The following is a 5469-nucleotide window of genomic DNA, read 5'->3' as shown; positions in this document are numbered from 1 at the left end:
CAGAAGGAGTTGATAGAGCAACGTTGTTTGGCTCTATTAACGGTTCGATCTTCTCGGTCGAAAGCGGAGAAAAAGAGGTGTTGACAGCAGCGTGTAACGCTGTAGAATTCGCCTCCCGCTAACGAGAGATCGGAAGCGCAAGTGGTTGAAGTTGCAGAGGAAACTTTGAAAACTTCTTAAAATAACCGCTTGACAGCAACAGGGGCTGCTGTAGAATGCGCGCCTCGGTTGAGACGAAAGATCTTAACCAACCGCTCTTTAACAACTGAATCAAGCAATTCGTGTGGGTGCTTGTGGAGTCAGACTGATAGTCAACAAGATTATCAGCATCACAAGTTACTCCGCGAGAAATCAAAGATGTAACCAACGATTGCTGAGCCAAGTTTAGGGTTTCTTAAAAACCCAAAGATGTTTGAACTGAAGAGTTTGATCATGGCTCAGATTGAACGCTGGCGGCAGGCCTAACACATGCAAGTCGAGCGGTAGAGAGAAGCTTGCTTCTCTTGAGAGCGGCGGACGGGTGAGTAAAGCCTAGGAATCTGCCTGGTAGTGGGGGATAACGTTCGGAAACGGACGCTAATACCGCATACGTCCTACGGGAGAAAGCAGGGGACCTTCGGGCCTTGCGCTATCAGATGAGCCTAGGTCGGATTAGCTAGTTGGTGGGGTAATGGCTCACCAAGGCGACGATCCGTAACTGGTCTGAGAGGATGATCAGTCACACTGGAACTGAGACACGGTCCAGACTCCTACGGGAGGCAGCAGTGGGGAATATTGGACAATGGGCGAAAGCCTGATCCAGCCATGCCGCGTGTGTGAAGAAGGTCTTCGGATTGTAAAGCACTTTAAGTTGGGAGGAAGGGCAGTAAATTAATACTTTGCTGTTTTGACGTTACCGACAGAATAAGCACCGGCTAACTCTGTGCCAGCAGCCGCGGTAATACAGAGGGTGCAAGCGTTAATCGGAATTACTGGGCGTAAAGCGCGCGTAGGTGGTTCGTTAAGTTGGATGTGAAATCCCCGGGCTCAACCTGGGAACTGCATTCAAAACTGACGAACTAGAGTATGGTAGAGGGTGGTGGAATTTCCTGTGTAGCGGTGAAATGCGTAGATATAGGAAGGAACACCAGTGGCGAAGGCGACCACCTGGACTGATACTGACACTGAGGTGCGAAAGCGTGGGGAGCAAACAGGATTAGATACCCTGGTAGTCCACGCCGTAAACGATGTCAACTAGCCGTTGGGAGCCTTGAGCTCTTAGTGGCGCAGCTAACGCATTAAGTTGACCGCCTGGGGAGTACGGCCGCAAGGTTAAAACTCAAATGAATTGACGGGGGCCCGCACAAGCGGTGGAGCATGTGGTTTAATTCGAAGCAACGCGAAGAACCTTACCAGGCCTTGACATCCAATGAACTTTCTAGAGATAGATTGGTGCCTTCGGGAACATTGAGACAGGTGCTGCATGGCTGTCGTCAGCTCGTGTCGTGAGATGTTGGGTTAAGTCCCGTAACGAGCGCAACCCTTGTCCTTAGTTACCAGCACGTAATGGTGGGCACTCTAAGGAGACTGCCGGTGACAAACCGGAGGAAGGTGGGGATGACGTCAAGTCATCATGGCCCTTACGGCCTGGGCTACACACGTGCTACAATGGTCGGTACAGAGGGTTGCCAAGCCGCGAGGTGGAGCTAATCCCACAAAACCGATCGTAGTCCGGATCGCAGTCTGCAACTCGACTGCGTGAAGTCGGAATCGCTAGTAATCGCGAATCAGAATGTCGCGGTGAATACGTTCCCGGGCCTTGTACACACCGCCCGTCACACCATGGGAGTGGGTTGCACCAGAAGTAGCTAGTCTAACCTTCGGGAGGACGGTTACCACGGTGTGATTCATGACTGGGGTGAAGTCGTAACAAGGTAGCCGTAGGGGAACCTGCGGCTGGATCACCTCCTTAATCGACGACATCAGCTGCTCCATAAGTTCCCACACGAATTGCTTGATTCATTGAAGAAGACGAAAAGAAGCAGCCCGAAATTGGGTCTGTAGCTCAGTTGGTTAGAGCGCACCCCTGATAAGGGTGAGGTCGGCAGTTCGAATCTGCCCAGACCCACCAATTTTGTGTGGGAAACGCCTGTAGAAATACGGGGCCATAGCTCAGCTGGGAGAGCGCCTGCCTTGCACGCAGGAGGTCAACGGTTCGATCCCGTTTGGCTCCACCACTACTGCTTCTACTGTTTAGAGTTTAGAAATGAGCATTCCATCGTGGCGATGGTGAATGTTGATTTCTAGTCTTTGATTAGATCGTTCTTTAAAAATTTGGGTATGTGATAGAAAGATAGACTGGACAACACTTTCACTGGTGTTGGATCAGGCTAAGGTAAAATTTGTGAGTGGCTCTATGAGCATGCGAATTTTCGGCGAATGTTGTCTTCACAGTATAACCAGATTGCTTGGGGTTATATGGTCAAGTGAAGAAGCGCATACGGTGGATGCCTTGGCAGTCAGAGGCGATGAAAGACGTGGTAGCCTGCGAAAAGCTTCGGGGAGTCGGCAAACAGACTTTGATCCGGAGATGTCTGAATGGGGGAACCCAGCCATCATAAGATGGTTACCTTACACTGAATACATAGGTGTATGGAGCGAACCAGGGGAACTGAAACATCTAAGTACCCTGAGGAAAAGAAATCAACCGAGATTCCCTTAGTAGTGGCGAGCGAACGGGGACTAGCCCTTAAGTGGCTTTGAGATTAGCGGAACGCTCTGGAAAGTGCGGCCATAGTGGGTGATAGCCCTGTACGCGAAAATCTCTTAGTCATGAAATCGAGTAGGACGGAGCACGAGAAACTTTGTCTGAATATGGGGGGACCATCCTCCAAGGCTAAATACTACTGACTGACCGATAGTGAACTAGTACCGTGAGGGAAAGGCGAAAAGAACCCCGGAGAGGGGAGTGAAATAGATCCTGAAACCGTATGCGTACAAGCAGTGGGAGCCCACTTTGTTGGGTGACTGCGTACCTTTTGTATAATGGGTCAGCGACTTATTTTCAGTGGCGAGCTTAACCGAATAGGGGAGGCGTAGCGAAAGCGAGTCTTAATAGGGCGTCTAGTCGCTGGGAATAGACCCGAAACCGGGCGATCTATCCATGGGCAGGTTGAAGGTTGGGTAACACTAACTGGAGGACCGAACCGACTACCGTTGAAAAGTTAGCGGATGACCTGTGGATCGGAGTGAAAGGCTAATCAAGCTCGGAGATAGCTGGTTCTCCTCGAAAGCTATTTAGGTAGCGCCTCATGTATCACTGTAGGGGGTAGAGCACTGTTTCGGCTAGGGGGTCATCCCGACTTACCAAACCGATGCAAACTCCGAATACCTACAAGTGCCGAGCATGGGAGACACACGGCGGGTGCTAACGTCCGTCGTGAAAAGGGAAACAACCCAGACCGTCAGCTAAGGTCCCAAAGTTATGGTTAAGTGGGAAACGATGTGGGAAGGCTTAGACAGCTAGGAGGTTGGCTTAGAAGCAGCCACCCTTTAAAGAAAGCGTAATAGCTCACTAGTCGAGTCGGCCTGCGCGGAAGATGTAACGGGGCTCAAACCATACACCGAAGCTACGGGTATCACTTAGGTGATGCGGTAGAGGAGCGTTCTGTAAGCCTGTGAAGGTGAGTTGAGAAGCTTGCTGGAGGTATCAGAAGTGCGAATGCTGACATGAGTAACGACAATGGGTGTGAAAAACACCCACGCCGAAAGACCAAGGTTTCCTGCGCAACGTTAATCGACGCAGGGTTAGTCGGTCCCTAAGGCGAGGCTGAAAAGCGTAGTCGATGGAAAACAGGTTAATATTCCTGTACTTCTGGTTATTGCGATGGAGGGACGGAGAAGGCTAGGCCAGCTTGGCGTTGGTTGTCCAAGTTTAAGGTGGTAGGCTGGAATCTTAGGTAAATCCGGGATTCTAAGGCCGAGAGCTGATGACGAGTCGTCTTTTAGACGACGAAGTGGTTGATGCCATGCTTCCAAGAAAAGCTTCTAAGCTTCAGGTAACCAGGAACCGTACCCCAAACCGACACAGGTGGTTGGGTAGAGAATACCAAGGCGCTTGAGAGAACTCGGGTGAAGGAACTAGGCAAAATGGCACCGTAACTTCGGGAGAAGGTGCGCCGGTGAGGGTGAAGGACTTGCTCCGTAAGCTCATGCCGGTCGAAGATACCAGGCCGCTGCGACTGTTTATTAAAAACACAGCACTCTGCAAACACGAAAGTGGACGTATAGGGTGTGACGCCTGCCCGGTGCCGGAAGGTTAATTGATGGGGTTAGCTAACGCGAAGCTCTTGATCGAAGCCCCGGTAAACGGCGGCCGTAACTATAACGGTCCTAAGGTAGCGAAATTCCTTGTCGGGTAAGTTCCGACCTGCACGAATGGCGTAACGATGGCGGCGCTGTCTCCACCCGAGACTCAGTGAAATTGAAATCGCTGTGAAGATGCAGTGTATCCGCGGCTAGACGGAAAGACCCCGTGAACCTTTACTATAGCTTTGCACTGGACTTTGAATTTGCTTGTGTAGGATAGGTGGGAGGCTTTGAAGCGTGGACGCTAGTTCGCGTGGAGCCAACCTTGAAATACCACCCTGGCAACTTTGAGGTTCTAACTCAGGTCCGTTATCCGGATCGAGGACAGTGTATGGTGGGTAGTTTGACTGGGGCGGTCTCCTCCTAAAGAGTAACGGAGGAGTACGAAGGTGCGCTCAGACCGGTCGGAAATCGGTCGTAGAGTATAAAGGCAAAAGCGCGCTTGACTGCGAGACAGACACGTCGAGCAGGTACGAAAGTAGGTCTTAGTGATCCGGTGGTTCTGTATGGAAGGGCCATCGCTCAACGGATAAAAGGTACTCCGGGGATAACAGGCTGATACCGCCCAAGAGTTCATATCGACGGCGGTGTTTGGCACCTCGATGTCGGCTCATCACATCCTGGGGCTGAAGCCGGTCCCAAGGGTATGGCTGTTCGCCATTTAAAGTGGTACGCGAGCTGGGTTTAGAACGTCGTGAGACAGTTCGGTCCCTATCTGCCGTGGACGTTTGAGATTTGAGAGGGGCTGCTCCTAGTACGAGAGGACCGGAGTGGACGAACCTCTGGTGTTCCGGTTGTCACGCCAGTGGCATTGCCGGGTAGCTATGTTCGGAATAGATAACCGCTGAAAGCATCTAAGCGGGAAACTAGCCTCGAGATGAGATCTCACTGGAACCTTGAGTTCCCTGAAGGGCCGTCGAAGACTACGACGTTGATAGGTTGGGTGTGTAAGCGCTGTGAGGCGTTGAGCTAACCAATACTAATTGCCCGTGAGGCTTGACCATATAACACCCAAGCAATTTGCGTCGAAAGGCCAGATTGCGGTGTGTGAAGACGATACAAACCGAAAGTTTGCATAACACACAAATCTATTACATACCCAATTTGCTGAAGCGAGACCAA

The 5469-nt window shown here is 51.2% G+C and carries 2 tRNA genes and 2 rRNA genes; all 4 read left to right on the top strand.

The features are described from left to right. Window positions 1–414: 414 nt before the first annotated feature. The 4 genes from GIR22_RS25685 (at window position 415) to GIR22_RS25670 (ending at window position 5351) form a co-directional block, all read left to right on the top strand. Window positions 415–1951, top strand: a 16S ribosomal RNA gene (locus tag GIR22_RS25685). Window positions 1952–2033: 82 nt separating this feature from the next. Then, window positions 2034–2110, top strand: a tRNA-Ile gene (locus GIR22_RS25680). A gap of 30 nt (window positions 2111–2140) precedes the next feature. Next, window positions 2141–2216: transfer RNA gene (locus tag GIR22_RS25675), tRNA-Ala, on the top strand. Window positions 2217–2459: 243 nt separating this feature from the next. Then, window positions 2460–5351 (top strand): 23S ribosomal RNA (locus tag GIR22_RS25670). Together the 16S and 23S rRNA genes with 2 tRNA genes alongside form the textbook arrangement of a ribosomal RNA operon. Window positions 5352–5469 lie beyond the last annotated feature (118 nt).

This window comes from Pseudomonas karstica (genome assembly GCF_009707515.1).
Lineage (GTDB): Bacteria > Pseudomonadota > Gammaproteobacteria > Pseudomonadales > Pseudomonadaceae > Aquipseudomonas > Aquipseudomonas karstica.
The sequence above is the reverse complement of the archived record's forward strand: the minus strand, read 5'-3'. Positions and strand labels throughout refer to the sequence as shown.